A 26,881-nucleotide genomic window follows, 5' to 3' on the forward strand; every position below is an offset into this window, starting at 1 on the left:
CTACAGTGTATTGTTCGATTTTTTCTTAATGTCTCCGCTTAAAGACTGAGGCGGATAGACGGCGATTGAATCCCCTGAATGGACGCCGGCCCGCTCGATATGCTCCATAATCCCCGGAATAACGACTGTTTCGCCGTCGGATACGGCATCGACTTCGATTTCTTTCCCCGTCAGATAACGGTCGATTAACACCGGATGCTGCGGGTTGATTTTGACCGCATTTTTCATATAGTGAAGCAGCTCTTCTTCGTGATAGACGATTTCCATCGCCCGGCCGCCGAGCACATACGAAGGGCGGACAAGTACCGGATAGCCGATGGATGCAGCGATTTTGACCGCTTCGTTCACCGACACGGCGGTTTTTCCGAGCGGCTGCGGCACATTCAGCGCCTCAAGCGCCTGCTCGAACTTATCCCGGTCTTCCGCACGGTCTAAATCTTCAAGTGATGTACCGAGAATTTTGACGCCGCGGGCGCTCAATTCTTCCGCAAGGTTGATCGCCGTCTGGCCGCCGAATTGGACAACAACGCCTTCCGGCTGTTCCAAATCGATGATGTGCATGACATCTTCTACCGTCAGCGGTTCAAAATACAGTTTGTCTGATATGCTGAAATCAGTGGACACCGTCTCAGGGTTGTTGTTGATAATAATCGCTTCATAACCTGCCTGCTTGATGGCCCAGACAGAATGAACGGTCGCATAGTCAAATTCGACGCCCTGTCCGATGCGGATCGGGCCGGAGCCGAGGACGACGACGCTTTTTCTTGATGTTACCTCAGACTCATTTTCTTCCTCATATGTGCTGTAAAAATACGGGGTTTCTGATTCGAATTCCGCCGCGCATGTATCCACCATTTTATATACAGGCTTGATGGCTGCTTCTTTTCGCATTTGATACAGCTCTTGTTCCGGCATATTCCATTCCCGGCTGATATATTTGTCGGAGAAACCGAGTTCCTTCGCTGTCTGCAGGACGGCGAGGCTGCCTTTTTCCGCTTTCAGCTCGGTTTCAAAAGCGACCAGCTTAGAGAGCTTGTGCAAAAAGAATACGTCAATTGCGGAAAACTCATGAAGCTGCTCCACTGTGTAGCCTCTTCTGAACGCTTCTGCGAGATAAAACAGCCGTTCATCTCCGGCCTTTCTGATCCGTTTTTCCAAAAGCCCGTCAGAAATCTCTTCCGCATCCTTCAGTTCCAGGTGATAGACATCGGCTTCCAGTGAGCGGACCGCCTTTAACAGCGATTCTTCAAGGGTGCGCCCGATGGCCATGACCTCTCCGGTGGCTTTCATTTGCGTCCCGAGCCTGCGGTTTGCCGACTCAAATTTGTCGAACGGCCAGCGCGGGATTTTAGAAACGACATAGTCAAGCGCGGGCTCAAAAGCCGCATATGTTTTTCCCGTTACGGGGTTCATCATTTCATCAAGAGAAAGCCCGACTGCGATTTTCGCCGCAAGCTTTGCGATCGGGTAACCCGTCGCTTTTGAAGCGAGGGCGGATGAGCGGCTCACCCGCGGATTCACTTCGATAATGTAGTATTGGAAGCTGTCAGGATCGAGCGCGAGCTGAACATTACAGCCGCCTTCAATGCCGAGCGCGCGGATCAGCTTTAATGAAACATTGCGCAAAAGCTGATATTCCCGGTCGCTCAAAGTCTGGCTCGGGGCAACGACGATGCTGTCGCCCGTATGGATGCCGACCGGATCGATATTTTCCATATTGCAGACGACGATCGCGTGATCTCTGCTGTCTCTCATGACTTCATATTCGATCTCTTTGTAACCGGCAATGCTTTTTCCAGAAGGCACTGATGGACGGGGCTGAGCTTTAATCCGTTTTCGACGATCTCTTTCAGTTCCGCTTCATTCGAGCAGATGCCGCCGCCCGTTCCGCCTAATGTGTAAGCGGGGCGCACGATAACCGGAAACCCGATCCGGCCGACAAATTCCTCAGCTTCCTGTAAAGTGCGGATGATCTCACTTTCCGGCACCGGTTCATTCAGCTCATTCATCAGCGTACGGAATAAGTCGCGGTCTTCCGCCTGCTGGATGGCAGACAGCTTTGTGCCGAGCACTTCCACTCCGCATTCCTCAAGAACCCCGAGTTCAGACAGCTCGACGGCAAGATTCAGTCCGGTCTGTCCTCCCAGAGTCGGCAGGATGGCGTCCGGCCGTTCTTTTCTGATAATACGCGTGAGAAACTCCGGCGTCAGCGGTTCGATGTATACCCGATCAGCCATTTCCGTATCCGTCATAATCGTTGCCGGATTCGAGTTGACGAGAATGACTTCATAGCCTTCTTCCTTTAAAGCGAGACACGCCTGTGTGCCCGCATAATCAAATTCCGCCGCCTGTCCGATAATAATCGGGCCTGATCCGATCACTAAAATCTTTTTAATATCTACGCGTTTTGGCATACCGCTTCCCCTTCTTTCTCAGTTGTTTCGATCAAGTCAATGAATCTGTCAAATAAGTGATTGGCGTCTTCCGGCCCCGGTGAAGCTTCAGGGTGGTACTGAACTGTAAATGCCGGCAATGTTTTATGCTTGAGTCCTTCGATCGTTTGATCATTGATCGCAATGTGCGTCACTTCAAGCTCTGTCTCATCTATTGAAGAAACTGTATATCCGTGGTTTTGGGCTGTTAAAGCGACTTTCCCTGTCGCAAGCTCTTTAACCGGATGATTGGAACCCCTGTGTCCGAATTTCATTTTTCCGTTTCCGCTCCCGATGCCAGCGCAAATAATTGGTGGCCGAGGCAGATTCCGAATAACGGCACCTTCCCGAGTATGCCTTTTATCATTTCAATGGCTTCCGGCACATCTTTCGGATCTCCGGGTCCGTTAGAAAGCATGATGCCGTCCGGCTTGAGCTGAAGCACTTCTTCCGCCGTTACATTGTACGGCACAACGATGACATCGCATTTTCTTTTGTTTAACTCTCTTAAGATGCCGTGCTTCATACCGAAATCGACGAGCACGATGCGTTTGCCGCGGCCCGGACTCGGATATGCCGTTTTCGCCGATACTTGAGCGACTTGATTTCTCGGCAGTTCCGTTTTTTTCAGCCTTGCAAGAACCTCTCCGACATTCTCCTCACTTGAAGCAAACGTTCCTTTTAATGCGCCGGCCGTGCGGATCATTCTGGTGAGTTTTCGCGTGTCGATCCCTTGTAAGCCGGGGATATTTTTCATTTTCAGATACTCGTCAAGCGTGTAAGCCGAACGCCAGTTGGAAGGCAGCTCGCACAGTTCTTTTACGATCAGCCCTTTTACAAAAGGAGTGATGGATTCAAAGTCATCTCTGTTAATTCCGTAGTTGCCGATCAGCGGATACGTCAGGGTCACGATCTGCCCGCAGTAAGAAGGGTCTGATAAAATTTCCTGATAACCGGTCATTCCCGTGTTGAATACGACTTCACCCGCGGTATGCTCCAGGCTCCCGAATGCTTCACCCTCAAATACCGCTCCATTTTCCAGCACTAGTCTTCTTTTCATTTGACGAGTCTCCCTTCTTCGTATACAAGTTTACCGGCAGCCATCGTTGCAACAGGCCAGCCGAAGCACTTCATCTTGTTGAATGGCGTATTTTTTCCTTTAGATAAAAATGTATCTTTGTCAATGGCCGCTTCTTTTTCCAGATCAATCAGGGTGATGTCAGCCGGCGCCCCCGGTGCAAGCGTTCCGTACGGAAGACCGAATGCCTCGCAAGGTTTTACCGTTATGAAATCAACCAGCTGCTTCAGCGTCCACGCCCCGTTTTTCACAAAATGTGTGTACAGAAGGGGAAAGGCAGTTTCTAACCCGACAATACCGAAAGGCGCAAGCTTCATGTCCGTGTTTTTCTCTTCTTCTGTATGCGGCGCATGGTCAGTGGCGATGAAATCAATCGTGCCGTCTAAAAGCCCTTCGATCAGCGCCTCTCTGTCCTCTTTGCTGCGAAGCGGCGGATTCATCTTAAAATTGGTATCAAGTCCCGGGATATCTTCGTCACAAAGCAGCAGGTGGTGCGGCGATACTTCCGCCGTCACGCGGATTCCCGCTTTTTTTGCGTCTCTTACGGCTCTGACGGATTCTTTCGTGCTGATATGACACACGTGGTAATGGCAGCCCGCCGCTTCCGCCAGCAGGACGTCACGGGCAATATGTACCGCTTCACAAATGGAAGGTATGCCGTTCAGGCCGTTCGCTTTTGAAAAAGATCCTTCATGCACGCTTCCGCCGTAAATAAGCGAGTTATCCTCACAATGAGCGACAATCGCTTTATTTATTGAAGCCGCCCGTTTCATGGCTTCATACATCATTCCGGCCGTCTGAACGCCGACGCCGTCATCGGTGAAGGCGAATGCGCCCGCTTCATGAAGCGCCTCAAAATCTGTCATTTCTTCCCCGGTTTGTCTGATCGTAATCGATGCGTAAGGAAGGACCCTGACAGATGAGGTTTCTTTGATCCTGTTTTGCAGCCATTCCATCTGCTCTTTCGTATCCGGCACGGGCCTTGTATTCGGCATGGCGGCGACTGTGGTAAAGCCGCCCCGCGCCGCGGCTTTAGAGCCCGTCTCAATGGTTTCTTTTTTCTCCCCGCCCGGTTCTCTGAAGTGGACATGAAGGTCTACGAGCCCAGGTGAAACGAACAGTCCCTCAGCGTCGATCACCGTTTCTCCGTCTTTCGCTGTCAGAAGCCCGGTTTCCGAAATGAATTCACCCGTTACCCGGATATCCTGTACCGCTTTTTCTCCCTGTTCATTTAATATCCAGCCGTTTTTAATGAGATAAGACATAAGCCGCTTCTCCCCTTTTCACATTGGTTTGCAGTGCTCTTTTTAAGATCGCCATTCTGATATACACACCATTTTCCATTTGTTTAAAGATTCTTGATTTTCCGCATTCCACTAATGTTGTGTCAATTTCGACTCCTCTGTTCACCGGTGCGGGATGCATGATGATGGCATGCCGCTTCATGCTCTCCGCCCGCTTTGCGGTCAGCCCGTATGCTTCCAGGTAGCCTTTTTGGTCGGCTTCTGTCTGATGCCTTTCATTTTGGATGCGGAGCAGCATGACGACATCTGAAGCTTGTATGGCTTCATCCGTCTGAACACAGGTGCCGAAGGCGTTTTTCTCATCCTGCCACTGCGGCGGACCAGAAAACAGCACACGTGCGCCGAGCCTTGTCAGCACCTCGGCATTTGACCTTGCCACCCTGCTGTGTTTGATATCGCCATGAATGGAAACCGTCAGGCCCTGAAAGGTCTCAAATTCCTCTTGAATCGTCATTAAATCGAGCAATGACTGAGTCGGGTGCTGGCCGCAGCCGTCGCCGGCGTTTAAAATCGGAATATTGACTCTGCCGGTCAGATCTTTGTAATATTCATCCGTGCTGTGCCTTATGACGCAGGCGTCCGCTCCGATTGATTCCAGTGTTTTGACCGTGTCGTATAAGGACTCGCCTTTTTGAACGCTTGTGCTCGTGCCGTCTAAGCTGAGCACGTTCATCCCGAGTTTCTTTTCCGCCACTTCAAAGCTGAACCGCGTTCTCGTGCTCGGTTCAAAAAACAGATTCGCAACGAATTTTCCCGCGAGATCGGGACGGACTGCACCCTCTTTTATCGCTTTTGCCTCTCGCAGCAGTTCTGTAATTTCAGCCGCGCTCAGTTCAGACATCGCCGTTAAATGATTCATGTTTTTTCTCCTCCGTTTCCGCTTGAAGGCCGTAAAAAACACCCCGGTCTATAGACTCGGGGTGCGGTTAAAGAGAGAAGAGCCGTACAGCTTCTTCCCGTTATAACCCTTCCAAGCCTCTCTGGACTTTCTTTAAAAGGTTTACATATGATTTTGTTTTCTGATGCAATCGCGTCTTCTTCATTTGCATGCGGCAGGATAAGGTTCAGGATGACTCCGACGATTGCCGCAAGCGCCATGCCGGATATTTGGAACCCGCCTTTTGATACTTGAATAAAAGCCCCTCCGACGCCGATCACGAGGATGACGGATGTGATAATTAAATTCCGCTTGTTTTCATAATCAATGTTGTTGTCAATCAGCATTCTTAAGCCGCTGGAGGCGATAATTCCGAAGAGCAGGAAGGAAACGCCTCCCATAACCGCGGACGGAACAGAGCTGATCAGCGCTGAAACTTTGCCGATAAATCCGAAGCACAGCGCAATCACTCCCGCGCCGCCGATGACAAAGACGCTGAAAACTCTCGTAATTGCCAGGACACCGATGTTTTCGCCGTATGTTGTCGTCGGCGGGCCGCCGATTAACGAAGCGATGATCGTCGCTACGCTGTCCCCCATTATGGAGCGGTGCAGTCCCGGCTTTTTAATGAAATCCTGTCCGACGACTTTACTCAGCACCATTTGGTGGCCGATATGTTCTGACATCGTCACGAAAGCGACCGGCACCATCGCAGCGGCAATGCCCAATGTCACTGACGGCGTGTAGTCTTTGAAAGGGATGATAAATTCAGGAACGGCGAACCATTTTGCATCAATGACCGGCTGAAAATTGACGATGCCCTGTGTCACCGCAAACAGATATCCGCCTATAATGCCGATCAATACCGGAATCAGGCTTAAAAATCCCCGTAAAAAGATGGCGCAGATAATGGTGATGGCCAAAGTGACGCCGGCTACACTGAAATGTTTCAGGCTGTAAACGAGTTCCTTCGCATTCGGATCAGCATACATTGCCATATTGACGGCTGTGCTTGCCAGTCCGAGGCCGATGACGATGATGACCGGCCCGACGACCACCGGGGGCAGCAGCTTCATCAGCCACCCCGTTCCAAGCTGCCTGATGAGAAGCGCGATCAGGCCATACACAATTCCCGCCAGGAAAGCGCCGACCATGGCAGCCCCCGGCCCTCCCGTCGCCTTCACCAAGATAATCGGTGATATAAAGGCGAATGATGAGCCGAGATAAGCGGGAATCTGGCCTTTTGTCACCAAGAGATAGGCGAGTGTCCCGATTCCGCTCGTGACAAGCGCCACTGCCGGGCTCATTCCGACCAGTTTCGGCACGAGTATGGTTGAACCGAACATGGCGAATAAATGCTGCAGGCTGAATGACAGCCAGGACAATGGATTGGGGACGTCCCTGACTCCCAGGTTTACTTTTTTCTTACTCATGGCGTTTTCCTCCCGGTTGACTTTCAAATGGTATAAAAAAACCTCTTTGCTTTTTGCGCAAAGAGGCATACAAAGCCCGGCCGCGTCGATCCGCCCGGCTTTGTGTTTTAAAATCCTCTTCGCAAACTCTCTGGAATGCATTTAAAAAGGGTGATTATTCATTTTCGTAAATGGCGACCATATCAGTCTGATCAACTTCGCTCAGCTGAACCATCACTTTTTCAGCTTTTGAGGTCGGAATGTTTTTCCCGATATAGTCCGCTCTGATCGGCAGCTCCCGGTGTCCTCTGTCGACAAGCACGGCAAGCTGTATCGATGACGGCCGCCCGACATCAACGAGAGCATCCATCGCAGCTCTCACCGTCCGGCCGGTATAAAGCACATCATCAACCACAATGACCTTTTGGTCTGTGATATCGGCCGGAATGTCCGCGCCTTTTACAAGCGGCTCTTCATTGCTCGTTTTTTTTGTGAGATCGTCACGGTAAAGGGTGATATCGATTTCCCCGACGGTGACCGGATTTCCTTCAATCTGTTCGATCCGCTCGGCCAGCCGCTTCGCTAAATAAATACCTCTTGTTTTAATCCCTACAAGAATGCAGTCATTCATTCCTTTATTCCGTTCGATCATTTCATGGGCTATCCTTGTCAGCGCCCGCCTGATCGCCTGTTCGTCGAGAATAACAGCTTTTTGATTCACTCGTGACACCTCTCCATTCGTATATAAGAAGAAAAAACCCCTCCTGCCAGAGCATAGAGGGGTTCCTTTCCAGGACGAAGACACACATGTATCTTTTCTGTCCTATCCGTTATCCTTCTCAGCCTCTCTGGACTGTGTTAAAGAATCTATTCAGCTTGTTTTTATTATTCCAGAAAAGAAACTCGCTGTCAATGGCTATTTCTCAAATGTTCAATGAGTTTTTTCATATCTTCAGGAAGGGGCGCTTCAAACTCCATGTATTCGCCCGTCCGCGGATGGTCAAAACCTAATATTCCGGCATGAAGCGCCTGACCGTTGAAATCAATGGTTTTTCTCGGTCCGTACTTCGGGTCGCCTGCCAAAGGAAATCCGATATATTTCATATGAACACGGATCTGATGCGTTCTTCCGGTTTCAAGACGGCACTCTACGAGCGTGAAGTCTTGAAACCGCTCAAGCACGTGGAAATGCGTGACGGCGTTTTTGCTGCTTTCTCTTGTTACGGTCATGCTTTGACGGTCTTTCTTATCTCTTCCGATCGGAGCGTCAATCGTTCCGTCATCATGTGAAATCAACCCGTGGACAACCGCTGTGTACTTTCTCGTCACGGTTTTATTGACGAGCTGATTAACGAGTGATTCATGCGCCATATCGTTTTTGGCGACCATTAACAGGCCGGAGGTATCTTTATCAATCCGGTGGACGATTCCCGGGCGCATGACGCCGTTAATACCTGAAAGATCATCGCAGTGAGCCATCAGTCCGTTTACGAGCGTCCCTGTCACATGGCCGGGCGCCGGATGTACGACCATGCCCCGCGGTTTGTTCACAACCAAGACATCCTGGTCTTCATAGTAAATGTCCAAATCCATCGGCTCTGCAAGCACGTCCAATTCTTCCGGTTCAGGAATGGTGACGTTTACCTGATCGCCGGGCTGCATTTTATAATTCGCTTTTACGGATTTGCCGTTAACGGATACCAGTCCCTCTTTTACCCATTGCTGCACTTGAGTGCGTGACCAGTTTTCTCCCGTTGAAGCCAAAAATTTATCAATCCGTTCGCTCTTTTGTTCAGGCTGAACGGTTATCTCAAATTGATTCATGTTATTGCTCCTTCTTTTTCCCGCTGTCAAACAGCATATGAATAAATAAAAGTATTACACCGACGCACAGTGAGGAGTCCGCGATATTAAAAATCGGATAGTGATAATCCACGATGATGACATGAATAAAATCCACCACTTCCCGGCGCGCCGCCCGGTCAATAAAGTTTCCGGCCGCACCTCCCAGCATTAAGCCGAGAGAAATTCCGAGTAACATCTGCCCTTTTGCATAACGCTGTATGTAATAAACGATTCCGATAATCACGGCGATGGTAATGACGTAGAAAAACCACATTTGGCCGGCTAAAATCCCCCACGCCGCTCCCGTGTTGCGATGAGATGTGATATAAAGCACCTGGTCGATGACAGGTATGCTTTGTCCCAATTCCATATGGCTGACGACAAGCCATTTGGTCAATTGGTCGGCAATAATAATAAAAAGAGCGATAAGATAATAAAGCACACACGTTCCTCCAGTATACAGTTACTTTTATCCTTTATGAATTTTATCAGTAAAAGATGCCAGAGTAAAGGCAGATCATAAGCGTATGCAAACAGACGCTGTCACTCATACAGCGCCTGATCATATGCATAATCTCCGGTTACCCAGTATGGAAGGGTTTTCTTTTCAAATTGAGCGGGATAATAAAAATCATCAGCGGTTCTGGCCGTCGGCAGCACCGCAAGTTTTTCAATCGGAATGGGGGCGCCTGTTTTTTCACAATAACCGTACGTATTGTTTTCAAACTTAGACAGGGCAAGAAGAACATCCTGAAGTTCTTCTTTTATATGATAGATCAGAGTTGCTTCTTGGTCGTTCATTGAAGGTTCAACAGATGCTGACATTTGAAAGCAAGAATATTCGAATAATCTTGATTGAAGTTCTTCTTTCATCATGAGAAGCTCCGTGTGGATTGCGGTCAGTTGATCATTCATTCATCACAACTCCTGCTCTTGATGTTATAGCTTTATTGTTGCCCTCAGAGCGCCATTTGAAGCCCATAAGAATTTTCCTGCCGTTCTAATCGATGACATTGCTGGCATGTAAAAAAGCGCCCGGCTGACACCGGGCGCTTTCTCATTTATTATTTTTGATAATATTTTTCAACGATTTCCGCATTGCGCAGTGATAATGTCGGATATTTCGGATTGGCTCCGACATCTTTAGAAATTACGCGGGAACGCTCACACATCTGGCCTTCCGCTTTTTCTACGGTCATTTTTCCTGTTGTGAAGCTTTGCGCGTTTTCCGGCGCTTCACTTTCGTCTTTTACTGTCAGTTCTGAGACGATAAACAGCTGCGCGATGTTTTCTTTAATGGATGACAAGAGGTCGCGGTTTTCTTTGTTCGGATACAAAGTCAGGCTCGCTTCCAATGATCTTCCGATAATTTTTTCGTTACGGGCTGTTTCCAAAGCTTTCAGCACGTCGTTTCGAAGCTCCATGAAGCGGTCGAATTTTTCTTCTGTCGCTTGACTGTCCGGAACAGCAATGGTTTCCGGCATATCTGTCAGCTGCACGCTCGCTTCTTCAACAAATGATAAATGAGACCACATTTCATCCGCCGTGTGCGGGAGAATCGGCGCCGTCAGCTTCACTAACGCCAGCAGCGTTTCATAAAAGACGGTCTGCATGCTGCGGCGGTCCGGATGATCCGCATGCTCGATGTACACAACATCTTTTGCAAAATCAAGATAGAATGAGCTGAGCTCGATCGTACAGAAATTGTGAATGCTGTGATAAACAACCGCAAATTCGTATTCATCGTACGCTTTTTTCACCTTGTCGATCAGCTTATTCAGCTTGATCAGCATATATTGATCCACTTCGCGGAGATCTTTTACATCCACGGCATTGACGCTTGGATCGAAATCGAACAGGTTGCCGTGAAGGAAGCGGAACGTGTTGCGGACTTTCCGGTATACTTCCGCGACCTGCTTCAGAATATCTTCAGAAACCGGGTGATCGGCCTGATAGTTTACGGAAGATACCCATAAACGCAGAATTTCAGCTCCAAGCTGTTTTGCGATTTTTGTCGGGTCAATCGTATTGCCGAGTGATTTACTCATTTTACGGCCGTTTGCATCAAGTGTAAATCCGTGGCTTAATACGCCTTTATACGGCGCTTTGCCGGTGACTGCAACAGCGGTGGAAAGAGATGAGTTAAACCAGCCGCGGTATTGGTCAGAGCCTTCAAGGTATAAATCAGCCGGACGGACAAGATCATCTCGTTCTTCAAGAACAGCCTGATGGGAAGAACCCGAATCAAACCATACATCCATAATGTCTTGCTCTTTCGTGAAGATTCCGTTCGGGCTTCCCGGATGTGTAAATCCTTCCGGCAGGAGGTCTTTTGCCTCTCTTTCAAACCAGACGTTTGAGCCGTGCTGTTTGAACAGCTCAGACACATGTTCAATCGTTTCGTCAGTGATGATCGGCTCACCGTTTTCTGCATAAAATACCGGGATCGGAACACCCCACACGCGCTGCCTTGAGATACACCAGTCACCGCGGTCGCGAACCATGTTGTAAAGGCGCTGTTCGCCCCACTCCGGCACCCACTTCGTTTGTTTGATGGCATCAAGCAGATCGGATCTGAAATCTTTAATTGACGCAAACCATTGCGCTGTCGCTCTGAAGATGGTCGGTTTTTTCGTTCTCCAGTCATGCGGATAGGAGTGTGTAATAAACTCGAGTTTCAAGAGCGCGCCGTTTTCTTCAAGCTTCTCCGTGATCGGTTTATTGGCTTTATCGTAAAACATTCCTTCAAAGCCCGGCGCTTCGTCGGTCATGTTTCCTTTTTCATCAACAGGGCACAGTACTTCTAAGCCGTACTTTTGGCCGACGATAAAGTCATCTTCCCCGTGGCCCGGGGCAGTATGAACACAGCCTGTTCCGGCATCGGTTGTGACGTGGTCACCGAGCATGACGAGTGAATCTCTGCCGTACAGCGGATGTTCTGCAGTGATGTATTCTAATTCTCTGCCTTTATATGATGCGACAACTTCAGGATTTTCAAAGCCGCATGCCTCCGCTACATTTTCGATCAGTTCAGCCGCCACTACATAACGCTTGTCTCCAACCTTGATGACATTGTATTCAAGATCAGGATGAACGGAAATTCCGAGGTTGGCAGGCATCGTCCACGGCGTCGTCGTCCAGATGATGAAGCTTTCTCCGTTTTCCAGAACGCCTTTACCGTCTTTCACCTTAAACGCAACATAAATAGACGCGGAACGTTTGTCCTGATATTCAATTTCCGCTTCTGCTAAGGCAGATTCACTTGAAGGCGACCAGTTGACCGGCTTCAGCCCTTTATAAATATAGCCTCTTTTCGCCATCTCGCCGAAAACGCGGATCTGCTGCGCTTCAAATTCAGGCTGAAGCGTAACATACGGGTTTTCCCAATCGCCTCTGACGCCGAGACGCTTGAATTGTTCGCGCTGTCTTTCGATCTGCTGCCATGCATAATCTTCGCAAAGCTTGCGGAAATCAGCGACGGACATTTCTTTCCGGTTTACTTTTTTGTTTTTCGTCAGCGCCGTTTCAATCGGCAGTCCGTGCGTATCCCAGCCCGGCACGTACGGTGCGTTGTAGCCGCTCATTGATTTATAGCGGACGATGAAGTCTTTCAGGATTTTGTTCAGGGCATGGCCCATGTGGATGTCTCCGTTTGCATAAGGAGGTCCGTCATGCAGCACGAATTTCGGGCGGTCTTTCGTCCGTTCTTGAACAAGACGGTAAATATCCTGCTCCTCCCAGTCTTTTTGCATGTCCGGCTCACGATTCGGCAGATTTCCCCGCATCGGAAAATCTGTTTTCGGCATTAACAGCGTATCTTTGTAATCCATTTTCATTCCTCCACAACATTTTTCAGAAAATAAAAAAAGCCCTCTCATCCCATAAGGGACGAGAAAGCTTATCTCGCGGTACCACCCTTTTAGAAAAAACGGATCATCCGTCTTTTCCTCTCGAACATCGTAACGTGATGGAACGTCCTTTCCTACTCTCGGTTCAGAAAGGAAACTAAAGGGCTGATCTGCATGATTCCGGCCATCCCGGGCTTACACCTTCCCCGGTTCGCTTTATAGCCTGTTTTGAGTCATGCCGGTCCCTTTCAATCGTCTTTTCATCTGAATTTATGAACGTATTATATTCGAACGGGCCGGAGAATGTCAAGAAAATCTGAAAATTATTCTTTTCCTCAAATACCGCGTCGACTTCGTATTCCAGCAGATGATCCCAATCATCGTTCTTCAGCAGGTCGAGCTGCGCTTCAATCAGCATTTGGAAACGTGTTCTGAAGACTTTAGACTGTTTTTTCAGCTCTTCGATTTCCATTGCGATTTTTCTTGATTTGGAAAGTGACTCATTGATGATGCGATCGGCATTTTTTTCTGCTTCACGGACGATCAGCTTCGCTTCTTTCTGCGAGTTGCGCTTTACGTCTTCTGCTGCTTCCTGGGCTACGAGAATTGATTTATTCAGCGTTTCTTCGATATTGGCAAAGTGGCCGATTTTTTCGTCCAGCTCGTTCACTTTCGCCTCAAGCTCCGTTTTTTTACGGAGTGCGATTTCGTAATCTTTTCTGACCTGCATTAAAAATTCATTTACTTCATCTTCATCATATCCGCGAAAACCTTTTGTAAACGTTTTGTTATGGATATCATTCGGCGTTAATGGCATATTGCCACCTCCATTTTTACATTTCAGTACGGTTATCTAGTTCACATTATAAAACAAATACGGCACAGATGGAGAAAAAAACTGAAAAAACGACTCATTTTTGCCGTTCAAATGTAACTTTCCATTTGTCTTTTTCGTTTTCCGTCAACTTTTGCCAAACTGCATCGTCCGAAGCCGCGAATCGAGAGCATGTCCCCTTCAGCAACCTGATAAGACGGATCTTCAATAGCTTTCCAATTCACCTTAACGAGCCCGTTTTTCACAAGCGCCTGCGCTTTCTGCCGGGATTGCCTGCTCATTGAGGCGCAGACGGCGTCGAGACGCAATGAAGAAACCGTGTCATCCCTTATTTCGACATCTGAAGCGGGAATGTGAAGAGCGGAAAGCTCGATTCTCTCAAGCTTTACCGGCGCTTTGCCCGCCTTGGTCAGCTGAGTGCTGACAAAATCGGCGATTTCACCGGAGACGATGAGCTGCACGGCTTCCTCTGAGAAAATCAGATCGCCGTATTTCTGCCGCTTTAAGCCGATCCCCATTAATGATCCGAGAAGAGAGCGGTGGTCAATGCTGACGAATTTTTCAGCGTATTGGACGTCAAAAGCACGGAGCTCAAAATCATCCTGTTCAGGTTCCATATATTCAGGGTATAAAATCGCGCGTTTGCGCTCAGCTCTGTCATATCCTCCGAAAAACGCAAGACCGCAGGCGTCGCCGATAACGGCTTTTACAATCACCTGTTCCCTGGGATCTAAGAAATCAGTCAGCTTCATCCGATACTGGTCCAGGACAATCTGTTTCCATTCAAGCACCTGATCAATAAAAGGCCGCTCGTCTTGTCTGAAGTGCTGGTAAATATCGCTCATGTTCTTTCCTTTCTATGTAAAGAGGCTTGGCTGGTGCCAAGCCCGTATCAAACTGTCGCATTCAAGTATACATTGCGATCATGCGGTATAGGCCCCAAAGCCCCGTCGTGGCAAACCGAAGCACGATAATCGCTACAATCGGGGATATATCCAGCATGGCAATGGGCGGAATGATCCTTCTGAACGGCTCTAAATACGGTTCGCAAATCGCTGCGAGAAATCGTCCGACCGCCGTTTCTCTCGTACTCGGCACCCATGACATAAAGATATAGATGATCAGGGCAAACGAGTAGATGTAAATTAAATAACTCAGAACGGAAAAAATTTGATAAAGAATCATCCTGCTTTACCACCTCTGATGTTCGTCTTCATTTATAAGCTCCGAAATCGTGCCGGAAACGTCGACATTATCAGGCGTGCACAGAAAAATATCTGAACCGATTCTCTGAATGTCGCCGCCGATGGCGTAGACGGTACCGCTTAAAAAGTCGACGATTCTTTTCGCCTGATCATGCTGGATGCGCTGCAGATTGACGACAACCGCCCGCCTGTTCTTTAAATGATCGGCGATTTCCTGCGCTTCCGCATATACCCGCGGTTCACTCAACACCACTTTAGAGGATTTCTGAACACTTTGCAAGCTTACTACGTTCTGCTTGCCCTGCGGCTTCTGAGCGTAAGCAGGCTGTTTATCTTTCTGCTGTTCATGCTCTTCCGGATGATCCTGCTCTGTTTCAATGTATTCGTACTCATACTCCTCCTCATCCATTGAGAAAAAGTTTTTCAGTTTATTTTTCATGCTCATTTGTTTACACCCCCCGGTTCATTTCCGACTAATGAAGAGCCGATTCTGATAAAAGTTGCGCCCTCTTCAACAGCGATTTCATAATCATTTGACATGCCCATTGACAGTTCCCGGCACGGTGCGTTTGTCTGATTCAGTTTTTGCACCTGATCCCTCAGATCACGCAATTGCCGGAAGCAGGCTCTGATCGTTTCTGTATCGTCTGTCAGGGGAGCCATCGTCATCAGGCCCTCTACAGAAATGTTTCTAAACTCAGCAAGCTCTCTGATAAAGGGGATGACCTCCTCTGTTTTCAAACCGTGCTTAGACGGTTCAAGCGAAGTATTCACCTGCACAAAACAGCGAACCGCATGCTGCGCCCGTTTTTCAATCTCTTTTGCCAATGACAGTCTGTCTAAGGAATGAATATAAGATACACGGTCAACGACGGCCTTCACCTTTCTGGACTGAAGACTGCCGATAAAGTGCCACTCCGGGCTTCCTTTGACGACTTCCTGCTTATGGATAAGCTCGGCATCCCGGTTTTCTCCCAGACTTGTAATACCGGCATCAACGGCCTCTTGAGCCCTTTCAGCTGATACGTATTTTGTAACCGCGATGACGGTAACATCTTCGGGGCTTCGGCCCGATCTGTTACATGCTTCGTTTATTCTTTCGTTTATATGTCGTAATTGATCAGCAACACGCAAGATCTTACGCCTCCTTCATTCCGATAAAGGACATCATGCGTCCCGTTTTCCCTTTGTCGCGGCGGTGTGAAAAGAATAGTTCACGCTCTCGTTCGGTGCATAAACCGCTGACTGAAATGTTTTCTTCCGGAATGCCGCAATGTATCAGAAGAAGACGGTTGACCTCTTTTAAATCAAGCTGATACTGGCCTTTTTCCGTTTCGCATATGGCGGATTCAGCCGTAAAAGGCAGCGCCCGCACTTCATTGATGACGCGGTCGTCGACTGTATAGCTTCCCGCGCTGATGGACGGACCGATGACAGCCTGAATATCTGTTAAACGGGAGCCTTCTTCGTTTACCCAGCGTTCCGTCATGATGCGTCCGATTTGTTTGACCGTCCCCTTCCATCCGGCATGGGCAGCGCCGATAATGGATTTCACCGGGTCATAAAAATACAAGGGCACACAGTCCGCAAAACAAAGGGCCAAAAAAAGATTCGCATCTTTCGTGTAGAGCCCGTCCGTCCCGCGGAATGCGGAAGAATAGTCTCTCGCCCCTTTTCCTTTATCCCCGGCTGTCACGCGCCGGACGCGGTTTTCATGTGTCTGGTCGGCGAACACCCAGGAATCCAGATCAGTACCGCATAAGGACGCTATGACTTCACGGTTTGTCACAACATCATGAGCTTCGTCTCGGACGTGCAATCCGGTATTTAATGACTCATACGGAGGATTGCTGACCCCGCCGTTTTTCGTCGTGAATCCGGCGATGACCTTTGTGTTAAGCTGATTCACACAGTTCCAGTCTTCTATCATGAGTGCCGAGGGGGTGGTAAGACTAAACGGGTGATATGTATTCATGGAGATCCAACCTTTCGACAAACATTAAAAAAGCGTAATTTCCCACTCATTTTAACACAATTTTAAGCATACGTTTAGCGGCTGATTGAAAAATGAGATAAATAAATGTGCCGGAAACATTGAGATTTCCGGCTTTTTACAAGTAAAGGGAGGATTACGCTCCCCCCTTTGGTTCGTTTACACGCACTAAGATGACATCTTCCCCAATTTTAACTATATTTCGCCAAGGAATGATCATTTCCTCTTCTTTTCCGAAAAAAACCGAGAACTTTTCCGCTGCCGCCTAAAATAATCGCCTGAATTTTTCCCGTTGTCACGTTAATATCAATATCACCGATGCTTCCGAGTTTTTTTCCGTTCGACACGTTTACCACATCTTTTATTTGAAATTCAGATATGCTGATCATCCGTATCACGCCCTTTGCCCGTTCTTTTTCCTATTATATGAACGGCCTGGCTGAACCTTGTCACCTCGGGCAATCTTTTTTGCGGCTGCACCAGCCGAGGATAAATCTCAGCATAATTTTCGTATAGTCCATAAGCTCATCAACGGACACTTCCTCGTTTACGGAGTGGGCGTTTCTTAAATCGCCGGGACCGTATATGACGCTCGGAATCCCGGCATGATAAAGCCACCCTCCGTCAGTTACGGTTTGGGAAACATCAATGACGGGCTGCTGTTTTTTTATGGCTGAGTGTGATGCAGCCAAGACAGAAACTGCCGGATGGTCCGGGTCGATTTCCAGCGCCGGGAACACCTCTCCTCTGTCTTCAATCATCGAAGATCCTCCCCATTTGAACACCGGCCTGTTTTCTTTGAGCCACAGATCACTGTCAGCGACACGATTAATATAGTCTTCGATTTCTGCGGCTGCTTGTTCGTGCGTTTCGTTCGGATAAAAGTGGACGGTGATCCATAACCGGCATTCATCGGCGACAAACGCTGCGTGTCTTCCGCCTTCAATGACGGCGGGGTTGATCGTATTGGTGCCGGGCGCAAAGCCGGGATAGCTTTTCGTTACCGCCCAGTGGCGCTCCAGCTCTCCCAAGGCAGTGATGATTTTTGCCATTTTTTCGATGGCGCTCGCTCCGAATGTGCCTCCGCCCGCATGAATCATATTGCGCCTCATGCCGTCATGAAATGTTTGTTTGCTTTTTAATTCTATCCAGCCGGTGATGACACCGCCCTGCCCTTGAATATGCAGGCTGCTCGTATCCGCAACAACCGCAAAATCCGCGTGATAGCCGCGGTTGCAGCATTCCAGCGTCCCCGCCTCACCGACTTCTTCTCCGATTACAGACTGTACAATGAGGTCGCCCGGAAGCTCAATGCCGGCATCATGGATCAGCTTCAGAGAGAAAAGAACACACGCCAAACCCCCTTTCATATCAGCGGCGCCCCTTCCGATCAGCATGCCGTCTTTTACGATCGGCTGAAACGGGTCAGAGTGCCAGTCTTCGCCCCCGGCTTCTGCCACATCAATGTGTCCGTTTAAAATCAGGCTTTGATGCCTGCTTGAATCTGTCCCTTTTAAAACACCGACTACATTCGGATCTTCCGGATACACATCCCACATATCGACCGAGAAGCCCGTTTCTTTTAAAAAGCCGGCCACCCACTTTTGGGCTTCTGCCGTATTTCTTGCTGGCGGGGCCGGAGTCGGAAAGGCTATCAACCTTTCAGCAATATGTATGAAGTCATTCCGCCGTTTTTCCGCCTGGTGTAACAGCATATCAATCTGATGCATTGGAAATCTCCCCTTTGGCTGTATCAAAAAACCCGTTTCATTCATGAAATGAAACGGGTGAAAAACGGATCTTCCTCCGCTTTTTTCACCGCTTCCCTCCGCCGGCATGATCCGGATCAGGTCCGTTAAGGGTTGAGACAACGTCTCTCTCAGCCGCATGGCAGCACCCCCAGGGTGAATTTATGTTATTTTACGGATGATGCCTCTTTTGCACGTGTTAAAAACGGGCGGCCATTGTTCCATAAGACATTGACAGGCGTATCGAAAAACGCTGTAAGCCGCTCGTCAGAAAGCATGTCCCTGATTTTCCCGGAGGCGAACACCTCGCCCTGTTTTAAAAGCAGCGCCTGATCAAATACCGGCAGAATTTCTTCAGCGTGATGGGTGACATAAAGGATGGACGGCGCATTTTCTTTTTCGGCGATCGACGTAATCGTGTCCAGCAGCTGCTCCCTTGCCATAAAATCAAGACCCGTCACGGGTTCGTCCAAAATCAGCAGTTTGGGATCAGCCATAAGCGCCCGCGCAATCAGCGCTCTTTGTCTTTCCCCTTGTGATAATGTTTCATACCGTCTGTCGGCGTAACTGATGGCGCCCAAATCCTTCAGAAGACCGATCGCTTTTTCCCTTACCTGCTCACTCGGAGTTTCGTACAGCCCGATTGAAGCGTACGCGCCGCTGAGGGCGATTTCAAAAGCGGAGTCCGCGGCATATAATTTGTGCTGAAGACCTGCTGAAACAAGGCCGATTTTCCTCCTGAGCCTGTCACCGAGCTCTGTTTTGCCGAATTGATGGCCGAGCACCTGCATCTCTCCTGAAGTGGGGAAGTAATAAGAGCATAACATATTCAGCAAAGCCGTTTTTCCGGCTCCGTTTAATCCGTACAGCACCCAATTTTCGTTTTTCTCGACGCGCCAGTTGATATCTTTCAAAATCCATTTCCCGTTTCTTTTTAATGACACACTGTCCAGCTGTAAAATCATTGCAGTTTCCCCCGTTTACTTTATTTAAATTTTCCAAAAACTTTTACACATTAGAATACATCACTTTTTTGCAAACGTAAACCATCGCATGAAAAAAGCCTTTAAACAAGGTTTAAAGGCTTTTTCCGTTATTGATGGATATTCTTATTCATTTGTTTAATGGCTGCCTTTTCAAGCCTTGAGACCTGAGCTTGGGATATGCCGATTTCTTCAGCGACTTCCATTTGGGTTTTCCCTTGGAAAAAGCGCTTTCGCAAAATCATTTTTTCCCGTTCGTTCAGTCTTCTCATGCCTTCTTTCAGAGCCAGCTCCTCAATCCATTGTGTATCCTTATTGCGCTCATCGCTGATCTGGTCCATCACGTAAATCGGATCGCCGCCGTCATTATAAATCGGCTCAAACAGTGAAACCGGATCCTGGATGGCGTCAAGGGCAAACACAATTTCTTCATGGGGCACTTCAAGAACTTTAGCGATTTCCTCTGCTGTCGGCTCCCTGCTTGTCTCACTGATTAACCGCTCTCTTACTTGAAGCGCTTTATATGCGATATCGCGAAGCGACCTCGAGACGCGGATCGGATTATTATCCCGCAAATATCTGCGGATTTCTCCGATGATCATCGGTACAGCGTATGTTGAAAACTTAACATTATGGCTTAGGTCAAAATTATCAATGGATTTCATTAGTCCGATGCAGCCGACCTGAAATAAGTCATCAACATACTCTCCTCTGTTGTTAAACCTCTGAATGACGCTTAAGACAAGGCGCAGATTGCCGTTTACAAGCTTTTCCCTCGCTGAATCATCGCCCTCATCCTGTAATTGCCTAAACAGCTTTCTCATCTCTTCATTCTTGAGCACCGGTAATTTGGAGGTATCCACCCCGCAAATTTCGACTTTATTTCTTGACACGTTTTTCCCTCCCACTAGGAGCTGCTGTACAACGTTAAGTATCTCCTCGGGTGGGAAAAATATGCACCGCCATTTTACAGAAATAAACATCCGGCTGCGGCAATCCTTGCAGCAGTAAGGGCTGTCAGATGGAAAAAATTTTACACCATTTTGTTAAACTCTTTTCTCAGTCTTTTGATAATCCGCTTTTCGAGCCGGGAGATATAAGATTGTGAAATCCCCATCATGTCGGCTACATCTTTTTGTGTTTTTCTTCTTCTCCGACAAGCCCGAAACGCAGTTCCATAATCTGCTTTTCTCTTTCGTTTAATTGCTCAAGCGCTTTTTTCAAAAGTTTTTTATCCACATTGGCTTCAATGTCTTTTGTAATAATATCATCATCTGTGCCGAGCACATCCGAAAGCAGCAGCTCGTTTCCGTCCCAATCAATATTCAGCGGTTCATCAAAGGACACCTCTGAACGGATTTTATTGTTTCGGCGCAAGTACATTAAAATTTCGTTTTCGATACATCGCGACGCGTAGGTGGCGAGTTTGATTTTCTTTTCCGGATTAAAAGTGTTTACCGCTTTGATCAAACCGATGGTGCCGATGCTGATTAAGTCCTCGATATTGATGCCGGTATTTTCGAATTTGCGGGCAATGTAAACGACAAGACGTAAGTTTCTCTCAATCAGAATGGCCCGCGCCGCCTGATCCCCGCTCGGCAGCTTTAATAAGAGCACCTGCTCCTCTTCTTTAGACAAAGGCGGCGGCAGCGCCTCGCTTCCTCCTATGTAATACACTTCATCGCTTTTCAGTCCGAGTTTCATCAGCCATTTATACCACAAATATGTCAGACGCAGCTTAAGTTTTTTCATCTTCCTCCCCCTTCTAAATACAACGCGTTTTGAGTATGATGAATAACAGACTTTTCGTCAGGAAACATGTTTTACAGCCTTCCCTGTCAGCATCTTCGGATGAACGATTCCGTCAAATTCACCGTCCGCAGATAATGGTTTCGTGCTGATGCCGATCAGGCATTTTTCACAAGCGATCATTTCGTCTTTTGTTAAAATCGTGACGTAATCCGGCTTTAAACAGATTAAAAATTGATTGTCCTGGCCGACGCCCCTGTATGGAATCAGCCTCAGCTTATCCGCATGGCGGAACGAATCATCAAGCTGCTCTATCACTTCAAGCGGACTGGCGGATTTGATGAGGTCCGTTTCCTTTTCGCTGAGAATCGGAGCGAATTTGTCAATGTGAAGGATCATGACCGGCGTTTTCGTCAGCGGATCATACAGCTGATTCCCGGAATCCACCAATCCTTTCGCGCGGATTGTCTGTCCGCTGAATTCCGCCTGCACCATGACAAGTTCATCGTACTGAATGGACTTCGTCTCGATGTCTTCAATTCTCTTTTTCGAAAAAACCATATGGCCGGAAATCCAATAACTACAAACATCCAGCTGATCGGGTCGCCGAATCCGGTCTGGCTTGTGACCATTACGCCTTGCTGCACAATTGATTCTGTTTGCAGCAGGGAATGTACGCCGATCATTCCCCCGCCGACGAGAAAAGTCGCGAAATAAAAGGCGAACAAATTTTGAAAAAAGTATCGGAACCGTTTAAAGCCAAAAGCCGTAAGCACGATGACTACCGAAAACGCCATTTTTCCCGCCGGATGCTCCACAAAGGGAGAAACAGGCGTAAACATCAGAAGCACAATGACTGACCCGATAAAACCGCCGGCGGCCACTCTTCTTTTTCACTTGGCGTTTTAAAATAAAGGCGGTCAATAAAAGCAAAAGAGAATCAAAACAAAAGTTCAACAGCCAAATGACATCCAGATAGATTTTCACATCTGACCCCTTTCCTCTTTTGTCTTACATATCTGTTTCTCTCTCTTGTTTCATAAGTATAAAGCAAGCTCTGTGGGAAAGTCTGTCAATTAATGTTGAGGGTAAAGTACAATTTTTAAGGGATAACCGTTTTATTTGTCGAGGGCCGAAAAGGTTGATTTTCTATTGTCCCCTTCAACTAAAAAAGCGCTGCCGTGATTTGGCAGCGCTCTGTTTTTACTCATTGATATAAAGTTTTCCTTTAGCCGTCTGTCTCGTTTCATTTCCGTAGTCATCTCTTGCGATAACGTCAATTTTTGCTCCGCTTGCTTTGATGGAAGAAGCCGCCGTCCAGTAACCCTCATATCGTCCCGGAGAAATTTCTCTCAGCGGAAGCTCTGTTGCGTTTTGGCTCCCTGCCCGGGCGTTTGTCAGAGGCAGACGGATCACGAAGGAAGCGTCTAATTTCTTTCCGCTTGAAAAAGCGATTTTCACTGATTCTCCGGCTTTTAATTCCTTATCCGCTCCGGGAACCAATCCGGAAATGACGGGAGCATTGTAATTGACATCGATTACCGTCTTTTTCGTTGTTTTGTTACCCGCTTCATCTGAGGCCGTGACCTTGATCTCATTGCTGCCGTTTTCCAGAAGGGTTCTCGCTTGATAAGAACCGTTATTTACTTCAGCTTTTTTCCGTTCACCTTTACCCATTTTAAATGGTCGTCGTGCACTTTTCCTTTTACAGTCACTGCTTCTTTATTTGTTTTATCACCGTTTGCCGGACTGTCAATCGTCACATCAGGCTTATCCTCATCCAGTATGACCGTGACAGGGCGTGACTCGTCGGTTGACCCGCTGTCTGTCACAGATGCCGCCGTCAGCCGATTGGCATCTTTAGTGAGTGTGACACCGGCCTGGAAATTGCCGTCTGCATCTGCTTTCGTTTCTGCGGCGGTTTTACCGTTATTGGTAAGACGGACAGCGGTTTTTGGTGAAGCCGTTCCTTTCACCGTGATTGACTTCTTGTTTGTAAATGACCGGTCTTCAGGCGACGTTATCTCAGGCACAGAAGCTTCGTAGTCGACCAAAGCCCTGATCATAAAGTTTCCGTCTGATTTATCGGCTTTTGACCAGCGGCCGTCGAGGTATTGCCAGTTTCTGTTCGAGTACGGACTGCCGTCATCAGATGACAGGGCAGGTGTATAAGGATCGGGTTTCGTCTGACGGAACACAAGATAAAAATCCTTTCCGACCGCGATTCCTTTTGAGCTGAGATCCACTTTGGTCCACTCGCCGTTTCGAAGCGCTTCAGCTTGGAACGGGCCGGCAATTTTGCTGCCAGGAGCTCCATCAGGGCCGGATGCATCATATACTTCTGCTTGAAATTCGGTACCGCCCGGATCAGGCCAGTCGGCGCCCCAAAATTTTAAAAGGCCTCCCGTCAGCATACCGTGTTCTTTTCCATCTTTGAGGGTCATCTTAACGGCAGATTTGCTGCCGGCTTTAAAATATGACAGCGCGGCTTCTTCCGTCCCGTTATCATAGGCGATTTCCCCTTCATAACCGACATACGGCTTAAGCTTGACGTTTTTTTCAGCATCTCCTTTGATGTCGACAGAAAATTCGCTATTGTAAAAGCCTTTTGCCGCTACTTTGATTGTGTAGGAGCCTTCGTAGGCCTTAAGCGAATATTCCCCTTTATCGTTTGTCACCGCCGGTTCAATTGCGGCATCCTCGGCCACATAAAGCGCAGCCCCTTTTACCGGTTCGCCTGTGGACTGATTGGTGATGGTTCCTTTTAGCGTGCCGGACGGCATTTGCTCCAGTGTAAAGTCTGCCTGCGCGGTTTTGTCTGCTTGAACAGAAACTTGTTTCGAAGCGGACTTAAATCCGTACGCCTCGGCTTTCAGCGTATAGTTTCCCGCTTTATGAGACAGGCTGTAGCTTCCGGTTGCGGGGTCGGAATACACGGATTTCCCCGTCTCGGCGACACTGATTTGCGCTCTGAGCGGCAGGAGATTCGTTTCATGTTTCACCGGTTTTCCGGATGATTTTACCGCCGGTTTGGCCTGTTTCGGACTGATGGCTTTTTTCTTCAGGTGGCCGGGAGGTGTTTGTCTATTGTGTTTACTATTTTTAACCGCCTTGCCGAGAGGACTGCTTGAAAGCCGGACATCATCGATATACCACCCGTCTTCATTGAGTACTTCGTCAGACTGCATATTAAACATGAGCTTTATGTTTTGGCCTTTATACGCAGATAAATCTGCCTCTTCATCATTCCATCCTGCGGAATCACCATTGTAAACGGCCGCCTGCTCCCAATTTGATTTCCCTTCCGGCAGAACGAACACATACCCGTAATCAAAAAATTCTTCGAGCTTGTGCCAGCTTTTAAATTGTAAAAACAGCTGCCCTGTTTCCGGAACTTGTATCGGAGGCATCACCAAATTCATGTTGGCCGAATCGGCATAAGGGCCGGACAGATTCGTCGCATACACTTTTTCTCCGGAAAATGCGGCGCCTGGCCCTGAACCCGGCATACCCCATTCCCATTGATCATGTGTCCCGTAACTGGACCAGCCCGCCGGCTGTGATTCAAAATCCTCTTTGTATCCCGCCGTAATGCTCGGTTTCACGTCAGCCCGGTACGTATCAGATTCTACAGAATGACCTCCGAAATCTTTTATGGTCCATTTATAACTTATCTTGCTTCCCGTTACGTCCGGAATCTCCGCCTGGTATGTTCCCTTTTTTCATCGCCGCTTTTTTGAACGGCGGCTGTCGTTTTCCACTCTCCTTCATCAAACTGATAGGAGAGGATCACCTCAGTTACGCTTACATCATCTTCTGCTGTAACCGTTAACGGAAGGTTTGTCCCTTTGTAAGCCTCTGAGACCGGTTCATGACGAAAGCTGGGCGGATTGTGATCTTCGCCCGCAGAAGATACCTTGCCTTCTACGCTTCCAATTCCGTCCGTTACGGCAGAAACGGCATCAAAAGCGTTAACGAGACCGTGGCCGTAACCGTTATTCGGTGATTCCGGAAAAACTGAATCTGTCAGCTTTTCGGCGGTGCGCGTCAAAACGTCTTCCATTTCATCGACCGTAATAGAGGCGTTCGCCTGCCTTAACAAAGCCGCCGTCGCCGCCACATGCGGCCCGGCCATTGAAGTTCCGTCCCAGCCGCCTTCGTATGATCCTCCAGGAATAGAAGAACGGATATTCACTCCCGGAGCCGAAATGTCCGGTTTTGTTTCATGATACGGTGAGGGGCCTTGAAGTGAGAAATCAGCGAGTTTCTTGTCGATGTCAGTCGCACCTGTCGCAAATGCTTCAGGATAATTGGCCGGATTTGCGATTGAACCCGGTCCTCCCGGTGTAAATAAGTCTTCATTTCCCGCAGAGAATTCAGGAAAAATCCCTGCCGCTCTCCACGCATTCACCATATCGCGGTACCACTCGTCCATTCCCGAACCGCCTGCCCAGGAATTATTGACAACATCCGGCGCCATCTCGGGATGCGGCGTGCCGTTTTTATCTTTAGGCGCGAGCACCCATTCACCGGCATCCAAAATATCGGCATCGGTTCCTCCGTCATCTGAAAATGCTTTTACTGCGATCCATTTCGCCCCCGGAGCCACACCGATTTGATTTGAGCCGTCAGGTTCTGAACCCGTCATGGTCCCTGTTACATGAGTGCCGTGTTCAAGGTCATCGTAGGGAGCTTCTTTATGGGACACGGCATCATACCAGTTCATTTCATGATTCGGCGCTGCGGGATTTTCAGGATCGTAACCCCGGTATTTTTCCTTAAGCGCGGGATGATCCCACTGAACTCCCGTATCAATGGAGGCGACAACCGTGCCGGTTCCGTCGTATCCTGAGGCCCAGGCCTGCGGCGCATCAATTTGGCTGATATTCCATTCGATGCCTTCCTTTGCTTTGACCTCTTTTTGTTTTTCTTCATTTGAAAAGGAGCTTTTGATTGCCGTTGAGTAAGCTGACGTTTTTCATTCGGAAGAACTTTTTCTACTTCAGGAAATGAGGCGGCTTTTTCCATTACCTCTTTCGAAGCAGTGACTGCCATTCCGTTGACAATATAATAGGAATGGATGTGATCAGCCTTTCCTTTCTTTTTTGTTTTTCCAAATATGTTTTCAGATTCTGCTGCGCATCATGAGCCGCCAGTTTTAAAGAAGAAACGACGGCTGACCGCTTTTGATATTCGGTTTTTGCTGCGGAAAGCGATTGAGACTCGGCATTTTTTTCTGCTTCTTTGACCGCTTTTTTCGTATCGGCTTTCTCTTTAAATTTGATAAGAAACGTGACTTTATCATTTTTTTCAAAACGCTTCTTGACTGAATCGGAAATCTTATGCTGAATGCTCTTAGAGGAAGAAAGATCTTTGGTGAAAGAAACTGCCCCCGGTGTGCTGTTCGCTCCGGCTCCACCCGGAAACAACAGTGAACTGACGACAATCGCGCTTAAAACGGAGCCTGTCCATCTGTTTCTCGTTTTTTTCTTCAATCGTACCCCCCCTTATTTGGTAACGACCTATAAAATGTGTATCCCTCCTTCTTAATTGGAATCGTTTGTCATTTCGA

14 protein-coding genes, 9 pseudogenes and 1 riboswitch are annotated in these 26,881 nt (G+C 48.2%); all 23 genes and pseudogenes read right to left on the reverse strand.

Annotated features, from left to right (window positions below; translation table 11 throughout):
- Positions 1–2,414, reverse strand: a pseudogene (carB, locus tag D368_RS04765) (carbamoyl-phosphate synthase (glutamine-hydrolyzing) large subunit).
- A pseudogene (locus D368_RS04770) lies at positions 2,399–3,492 on the reverse strand (carbamoyl phosphate synthase small subunit). Before D368_RS04770 ends, carB begins: the two co-directional pseudogenes overlap by 16 nt.
- Entirely contained in the window at positions 3,489–4,775 is a 1,287-nt protein-coding gene (locus D368_RS04775; protein ID WP_128574595.1) for a dihydroorotase, read from the reverse strand. The pseudogene D368_RS04770 and the gene D368_RS04775 overlap by 4 nt, the downstream one beginning before the upstream one ends.
- Complete coding sequence (locus D368_RS04780; protein ID WP_128574596.1) at positions 4,759–5,673, reverse strand: aspartate carbamoyltransferase catalytic subunit; 915 nt, start codon at positions 5,671–5,673, stop codon at positions 4,759–4,761. The genes D368_RS04775 and D368_RS04780 overlap by 17 nt, the downstream gene beginning before the upstream one ends.
- Positions 5,674–5,814: 141 nt before the next feature.
- Positions 5,815–7,124 (reverse strand): annotated as a pseudogene (pyrP, locus tag D368_RS04785) (uracil permease PyrP).
- 154 nt (positions 7,125–7,278) lie between these two features.
- On the reverse strand, positions 7,279–7,824 hold the full coding sequence (gene pyrR, locus D368_RS04790; RefSeq protein ID WP_003154392.1) for a bifunctional pyrimidine operon transcriptional regulator/uracil phosphoribosyltransferase: 546 nt from the start codon (positions 7,822–7,824) through the stop codon (positions 7,279–7,281).
- A 188-nt stretch (positions 7,825–8,012) separates the two neighbouring features.
- Complete coding sequence (locus tag D368_RS04795) at positions 8,013–8,927, reverse strand: RluA family pseudouridine synthase (protein WP_128574597.1); 915 nt, start codon at positions 8,925–8,927, stop codon at positions 8,013–8,015.
- A 1-nt stretch (position 8,928) separates the two neighbouring features.
- On the reverse strand, positions 8,929–9,390 hold the full coding sequence (gene lspA / locus D368_RS04800) for a signal peptidase II (protein ID WP_101562997.1): 462 nt from the start codon (positions 9,388–9,390) through the stop codon (positions 8,929–8,931).
- Positions 9,391–9,491: 101 nt separating this feature from the next.
- Complete coding sequence (locus tag D368_RS04805; protein ID WP_014304976.1) at positions 9,492–9,863, reverse strand: TraR/DksA family transcriptional regulator; 372 nt, start codon at positions 9,861–9,863, stop codon at positions 9,492–9,494.
- Between the two features lie 149 nt (positions 9,864–10,012).
- On the reverse strand, positions 10,013–12,778 hold the full coding sequence (gene ileS, locus D368_RS04810) for an isoleucine--tRNA ligase (protein ID WP_024085284.1): 2,766 nt from the start codon (positions 12,776–12,778) through the stop codon (positions 10,013–10,015).
- 346 nt (positions 12,779–13,124) lie between these two features.
- A pseudogene (gene divIVA, locus D368_RS04815) lies at positions 13,125–13,613 on the reverse strand (septum site-determining protein DivIVA); the annotation flags it as partial.
- Positions 13,614–13,707: 94 nt separating this feature from the next.
- Positions 13,708–14,476 (reverse strand): annotated as a pseudogene (locus tag D368_RS04820) (YlmH family RNA-binding protein).
- A 61-nt stretch (positions 14,477–14,537) separates the two neighbouring features.
- Positions 14,538–14,816 carry a YggT family protein gene (locus D368_RS04825; protein ID WP_003154408.1) on the reverse strand — a complete coding sequence of 93 codons (279 nt, stop codon included), beginning with the start codon at positions 14,814–14,816 and terminating at the stop codon, positions 14,538–14,540.
- 6 nt (positions 14,817–14,822) lie between these two features.
- The gene (gene sepF, locus D368_RS04830) at positions 14,823–15,281 is read right to left on the reverse strand and encodes a cell division protein SepF (RefSeq protein WP_007409719.1); all 459 of its coding nucleotides are present in this window, start codon (positions 15,279–15,281) and stop codon (positions 14,823–14,825) included.
- Positions 15,278–15,970, reverse strand: a complete 693-nt coding sequence (locus D368_RS04835; protein ID WP_070081795.1) for a YggS family pyridoxal phosphate-dependent enzyme — start codon at positions 15,968–15,970, stop codon at positions 15,278–15,280. The genes sepF and D368_RS04835 overlap by 4 nt, the downstream gene beginning before the upstream one ends.
- 4 nt (positions 15,971–15,974) lie before the next feature.
- Positions 15,975–16,811 (reverse strand): peptidoglycan editing factor PgeF, encoded by an 837-nt coding sequence (gene pgeF, locus D368_RS04840; RefSeq protein WP_014304972.1) that lies wholly within the window; start codon positions 16,809–16,811, stop codon positions 15,975–15,977.
- A 154-nt stretch (positions 16,812–16,965) separates the two neighbouring features.
- A pseudogene (locus D368_RS04845) lies at positions 16,966–17,218 on the reverse strand (YlmC/YmxH family sporulation protein).
- Positions 17,219–17,278: 60 nt separating this feature from the next.
- The gene (locus D368_RS04850) at positions 17,279–18,559 is read right to left on the reverse strand and encodes an acetylornithine deacetylase (protein ID WP_015417428.1); all 1,281 of its coding nucleotides are present in this window, start codon (positions 18,557–18,559) and stop codon (positions 17,279–17,281) included.
- A gap of 76 nt (positions 18,560–18,635) precedes the next feature.
- A riboswitch (TPP riboswitch) is annotated at positions 18,636–18,740 on the reverse strand.
- A 4-nt stretch (positions 18,741–18,744) separates the two neighbouring features.
- The gene (locus D368_RS04855; protein WP_071391860.1) at positions 18,745–19,542 is read right to left on the reverse strand and encodes an ABC transporter ATP-binding protein; all 798 of its coding nucleotides are present in this window, start codon (positions 19,540–19,542) and stop codon (positions 18,745–18,747) included.
- A gap of 128 nt (positions 19,543–19,670) precedes the next feature.
- Positions 19,671–20,453 carry an RNA polymerase sporulation sigma factor SigG gene (sigG, locus tag D368_RS04860; protein WP_003154420.1) on the reverse strand — a complete coding sequence of 261 codons (783 nt, stop codon included), beginning with the start codon at positions 20,451–20,453 and terminating at the stop codon, positions 19,671–19,673.
- A 140-nt stretch (positions 20,454–20,593) separates the two neighbouring features.
- A pseudogene (sigE, locus tag D368_RS04865) lies at positions 20,594–21,312 on the reverse strand (RNA polymerase sporulation sigma factor SigE).
- Between the two features lie 57 nt (positions 21,313–21,369).
- Positions 21,370–22,233 (reverse strand): annotated as a pseudogene (gene spoIIGA / locus D368_RS04870) (sigma-E processing peptidase SpoIIGA).
- A gap of 279 nt (positions 22,234–22,512) precedes the next feature.
- Positions 22,513–26,804: pseudogene (locus tag D368_RS04875) on the reverse strand (S8 family serine peptidase).
- Positions 26,805–26,881: the final 77 nt, after the last annotated feature.

Source organism: Paenibacillus lentimorbus NRRL B-30488 (genome assembly GCF_000411595.1).
GTDB lineage: Bacteria > Bacillota > Bacilli > Bacillales > Bacillaceae > Bacillus > Bacillus velezensis.

Coding starts and splice junctions, on each gene's coding strand:
- D368_RS04775 (WP_128574595.1), bottom strand. CDS start 4,775: ATGTCTTATCTCATTAAAAACGGCTGGATATTAAATGAACAGGGAGAA.
- D368_RS04780 (WP_128574596.1), bottom strand. CDS start 5,673: ATGAATCATTTAACGGCGATGTCTGAACTGAGCGCGGCTGAAATTACA.
- D368_RS04795 (WP_128574597.1), bottom strand. CDS start 8,927: ATGAATCAATTTGAGATAACCGTTCAGCCTGAACAAAAGAGCGAACGG.
- D368_RS04805 (WP_014304976.1), bottom strand. CDS start 9,863: ATGAATGATCAACTGACCGCAATCCACACGGAGCTTCTCATGATGAAA.
- ileS (WP_024085284.1), bottom strand. CDS start 12,778: ATGGATTACAAAGATACGCTGTTAATGCCGAAAACAGATTTTCCGATG.
- D368_RS04825 (WP_003154408.1), bottom strand. CDS start 14,816: ATGATTCTTTATCAAATTTTTTCCGTTCTGAGTTATTTAATTTACATC.
- sepF (WP_007409719.1), bottom strand. CDS start 15,281: ATGAGCATGAAAAATAAACTGAAAAACTTTTTCTCAATGGATGAGGAG.
- pgeF (WP_014304972.1), bottom strand. CDS start 16,811: ATGAATACATATCACCCGTTTAGTCTTACCACCCCCTCGGCACTCATG.
- D368_RS04850 (WP_015417428.1), bottom strand. CDS start 18,559: ATGCATCAGATTGATATGCTGTTACACCAGGCGGAAAAACGGCGGAAT.
- D368_RS04855 (WP_071391860.1), bottom strand. CDS start 19,542: ATGATTTTACAGCTGGACAGTGTGTCATTAAAAAGAAACGGGAAATGG.